The sequence below is a fragment of the Wolbachia endosymbiont of Nomada ferruginata genome, from assembly GCF_001675785.1.
GTDB classification, from domain to species: domain Bacteria; phylum Pseudomonadota; class Alphaproteobacteria; order Rickettsiales; family Anaplasmataceae; genus Wolbachia; species Wolbachia pipientis.
Map to the genome: position 1 here is coordinate 1 of NZ_LYUY01000091.1, position 5,008 is coordinate 5,008.

The window sequence follows — 5,008 nt, forward strand, 5'->3', positions numbered from 1 at the left end:
GAGATGATAGTAGAGAGAGTAAAAAATAAAATAGCAACATCAAAGGAGCAGGGGTTATGGATGGGTGGAACTTTGCCGCTAGGGTATGATGTGAAAGATAAAGAATTAATAATAAATGAAAAAGAAGCAAAGACGGTGAAACATATATTTGATAGGTACATGGAGCTGAAATCAATGGCAGAACTGGCAAGAGAGTTAAATAGCCAAGGGTACCGAACAAAATCAGATATCTTTAAAAAGGCCACGGTAAGGAGAATAATAACAAATCCAACATATATGGGAAAAATCAGACATTATGAGAAGCAATATGAGGGAAAACATGAAGCAATAATAGAAGAAGAAAAATGGCAAAAAGCGCAAGAATTAATAAAGAATCAGCCATATAGAAAAGCAAAATATGAGGAAGCGCTACTAAAGGGGATAATAAAGTGCAAGAGCTGTGATGTAAATATGACGTTGACCTATGCAAAAAAGGAAAATAAAAGGTACCGATATTATGTGTGCAATAACCATTTAAGGGGGAAGGATTGTGGATCAGTGAACAGAACAATAATTGCTGGAGAAGTGGAAAAAGAAGTGATGAAGAAAGCTGAACAGCTATATGAAAAATGGGAAGAAGAGTGGAGAAATCTAAGTTTTGGAAAGCAGAAAGAAGTAGTGAAAAAGTTAATAAAGGGAGTAATGGTAAGAGAGGATGGAATAGAAGTGAGTTCAGAGGATAAGATAGAATTTATACCAATAAAAAAGAAAGGAAACAAATGTACAGTAGTAGAGCCAGAAGGAAAAACAAATAATGCGCTACTGAAAACAGTGGTAAGAGCCTACCTGTGGAAACGGCAACTAGAGGAAGGAAAATACGCAAATATAAAAGAGCTAAGTGCCAAAATTAATATAGGTACAAGACGTATACAGCAAATTTTAAGATTAAATTATTTAGCTCCAAAAATAAAGGAAGACATAGTAAAGGGGAGGCAGCCAAGAGATTTGAAGTTAGCTGAATTAAGGGAAATACCGATGCTTTGGGGTGAGCAATTGAAGAAATTTTACGGCTCAGCATCGTAACGTTTATAAAAACAACAATATGAAAAAACATCGAAAAAAGTATGTGCCAGAAAATTAAAAAAGGTTATTGCAAAAGGAGCTACTACAAAGAGCCACACAAAAAGATGTTGAAATTGATACAGAAGAGCAAATAAATGTTACAAAATCAATTATGCGAAAATATCAATATAAATGATGAAGATTTTGACATATTAGCTGCAACAGCGGTAGAAGATGTATCCAATTTTAGCTGCATATTTTAATAGTAGATCTGGAGAGAAATTCTGTAAAAGGCGGCTCAGCCAATTGTATGTTCCATATCCTCATTTTGTAGCCAGCTTAAAAACAATATAAAAGAGTATTCTTAAAAGATCATAGACATTGATACGAACTCCTTAATCTATAAATTACAGTAGTTTATATTTAAATAATAATCTTCAACTTTTTTAGCAAATTAATCTACCTAGAAACTTCTCTCCTAGGATCAGAAGTCCTTCTTAACTCTTCACGTTCTGTCCATTTGTTGTTAGACTCGGTTATTACCTCAGGGCGCATTAATCCACCAGATCTTTCAAAGTACCCATTTTCAATAGCATCATAAACCAAATCTTCACCAAGTGCGCAATCATTACCTAATTCTTCTTTTCGATCTTTGAATTTTTCTAATATTTCCTCTCTATTACTCACTTTTACTATAATTTTGCTTTTATCCTGTATGTCAGGATACAGTCTAACATCTACATTTCCCAAACTAGTATAGAAGGTTAATACTATATCGCTGCCTTCTGTAAGATCTGTGTAATACCTTATTCCACCTTCAGTTTGAATTTCTACTTCACTACTACCGATCTTTACTATATTTCTTCCACACTTTACATCTCCATCGGTTAGACCTAAATCCCTTGCCCCATCTGTTATCTTTATAATGTCTATTTTACTATCTTTAGAATATTCTAAGTAAAAAACGGAGTTGTCTACTCTTGCATCTTTTAGCTCGCTATTGGTTGCACTTTTTGCGATTTCAATAAACTTATGAGAATTGCTAATATAATCTCTATAAGCTTTTTTTAGGTTAGTTTTATGCTCTTTAAATTCTGATGTCAGTGTGTTAGCATCAACTGTATTACCAAACACTGCCCCTTTTGATACTAATTGACATATTATATTACTAGCAACTTTAGGATTCTTTTCTAACTCACTGATTTTTTTCATCACATAATCGGTAAAAGTGTACTCATTACCTAAAAAAAAATCTTGTGAAGAAGAATAATTTAAACGTACACCAGACTTTATAGCATCATTTACAATCTCTTCAAGTTCAGCCATGTTTTGAGCTCGAAATACCTTATCAGAAAACTTATTTAACTTCTCCTTTTGATTTGAAGTTAAATTAACGAGTAATTTACTGGCCTGTCCTTTCTTTTGCTGACGATAAATATTTATATCATAATCTAATGCTCCTGCTTCTAAAAATATCTTTCTTAACTCTTGAGCAAGACCTTCATTGTCCCAAGCAAAACGATCAACATACGAAAACACTTTTGATTCACCCATTCCTTGCCGAATATTTAGCACCACTTTTAGGTCTGAATCTCTTTTATGCTTACTTAAAAACTCCTTTAAATTTTCAGTGCAGTCTGAATCGAGTACAAGTAAGTCATACAATTCCTTATTCATCCTTTTCTGTTTATCAGTTAAAAATAATTCTTCAATATTATAGTAGAGGTTATTAGTTGCTATTCGTTGTGGAGTTTTGCCCTTTCTACTTGTTATATTAGGGTTAGCTCCTTTTAAGAGAAGAGAGTTTGCATTATTGTAATGACCTTTGGCAGCAGCAAGGTATAATGGTGTTTTTCCTTTATTATCTTGTATGTTAGGATCTGCGCCTGCTTCTAAGAGTAAATCTATAGCCTGATTTCCTGTGCGACGAAATCCACCAATATTTGCTCCTGCAACCGCATGCAATACTGTTGATTGAGATTCTCCTCTTTTGAGGTTAAGAATTATTTTTAAATCTTTATTGTTTTTATTGTCATATAAAAATTCTTCAAGAGGTTCAGTATTATCAAATGAACCACAGTTAGAAGCTAAACATTTTAGAGCACTAAGTAACTTTTTGTTTAAATTTTTTTGACTTGGTGTAAGATCATGATCTAGAGCAAACCAAACACAAATCTGTTCACTTAATCCAAGTTTGCTATCTATCAAAGATGATGGTTCATTATAGTTTCTAACTGATGGTAAATCTCCTGAGTACCACATATCATTCATCAGTTCATTTAATAAATGCTCTTTAGATGATAAATGTTCTATAATGGATTCATATTCAAAATCAGATGGTTCTGGTTTGGATTTTGGTTTTAGTAGATTGATGATAGATTTTACTATCCCAGTAGACTCACCCATACTTACCCCTTAAGCTAAGATATATGGTATATTGTATGCGATCTATAACATTAAGTCAATAACCATAATTTTTTTACTACTCACGTCGTTAAGCTTTTGTTAAGTTTTCATGGTGAGTAACAATGGAGTATATAGAGAGGTTAAAAGTTGCTTATGACTCCAAGTTTTAGCCAGTTTTACTATAGATCAACAAAATTGAGAAGCACTAGCGATATTTAATATATAGGAATATGATGCTTTAAAGGAGTGCAAAAACTGCTGAAGCTTATACAGTAACCTGCGGAGCCACTTCAGCAGAATAAAAAACACATGCCAGTATTAGTAGAGAATTATTTATAAGTCAACTAACTTTTTTAAAAAATATTTTAGTGAAAGTACCATGCTATAGTGTTTTCTAAAATAAATGATAGTGCACTAACATACAAACTCGCAGCTTTTAGGGGGTAATCTCGTAATGAAAATTTATCATTCATTTTCGAAACTACTATAGTTAGTGTTATAAAGAATTCAATTGTTTACTCCTTCAAAAAAGGTCATATATTTGTGAGAACAAGCCGCGTAAAAATAAGGTTATAAAAATAGAAGATTTAAATTATTTTCATAAGCTTAGGCAAAATAGTTCGTATGTAGATGTGGGTGAAATGGGCTAATGTGGTTAGTTTTAGCGTATAATGAAACTACCATATAAAAAAGTTCGTATGTATCGTTTGGTAGACCGGCTGATCCCAAAAAAAACTCTTCTCTCATTAGCTGGTTTTGGGTGCTGGAAATGGCTGTGTTGTTTAAGTTATTAATGATGTGTATTGCTAAATTAATAGCAATTTACCTAAGAAAGAATAATTAAGGTAAACTTATAATAAAAACAGAATTTAAAAGTAATAAAAGACTATATATTGGACCTATTAAGCGCCTTTTGTCGAAGGTTATTCAAGTCTAAAAAAAATTCAAATTAAGGATTGACAAAACTTAGAAACGGGATATCTTACTTCAAATGGTATCAAGTTACTATAGTGTATGTTAGATGTAACAGTTTCCATGTTTTTTCATTGATAGAGAGGTGATCATGCTGCGTTCAGATATTCCAAAAGTTTTATTTTCGTCTATTAAAGAGGATGATCCCTATAGAGCATCTAAGCTTTTTCAAATTGAACGCTGGTGCTATGCAAATTGGCGTTTACATCAAAAAAGTGGCAAGAAAGGACGTAATTTTCTTGCACAAGTTCTGTCTAGTGAGGATTGTTGGAAAAAAGTAGACAATTTACGTGGAGTTAAGCTTGATAGGCAAGTGGTAGGCAAAAAGTTAATTGCGCCAGATTCAGGTAATCTCTTTGATAAGTATGCTATTGCCTGTCGGTACTGTCTAGAAGAAGATATTATTGCCTTATTTGAGGAAAGAAAAAAAAGCCTATCAGCTCAAGGTAAGAGTAGTCTATTGGAGTATGAGCACTTAGTTAGGTGTTGCGGGTCAGGTCTTTTAGCGCAGTTTTGGTCACATTTTATCAGTGGTTACATCTCTAAACTAAATTTAGATGGCTGTCATCCATATGAGTACGGGCTTAAA

At 32.9% G+C, this 5,008-nt stretch carries 3 protein-coding genes; 2 read left to right on the forward strand and 1 reads right to left on the reverse strand.

Annotated elements, in window-relative coordinates; genetic code table 11:
• The coding region (locus BA053_RS05160; protein ID WP_065106836.1) for a recombinase family protein at nucleotides 1-1,062 on the forward strand (1,062 nt) is incomplete at its 5' end.
• A gap of 438 nt (nucleotides 1,063-1,500) precedes the next feature.
• Here the strand turns inward: BA053_RS05160 and BA053_RS05165 are convergent.
• The gene (locus tag BA053_RS05165; RefSeq protein ID WP_065095082.1) at nucleotides 1,501-3,447 is read right to left on the reverse strand and encodes an ankyrin repeat domain-containing protein; all 1,947 of its coding nucleotides are present in this window, start codon (nucleotides 3,445-3,447) and stop codon (nucleotides 1,501-1,503) included.
• Between the two features lie 1,063 nt (nucleotides 3,448-4,510).
• On the opposite strand from BA053_RS05165, the gene BA053_RS05170 reads away from it, so the two are divergent.
• Nucleotides 4,511-5,008: hypothetical protein (locus BA053_RS05170; RefSeq protein WP_156518235.1), on the forward strand; the 498-nt coding region annotated here is incomplete at its 3' end.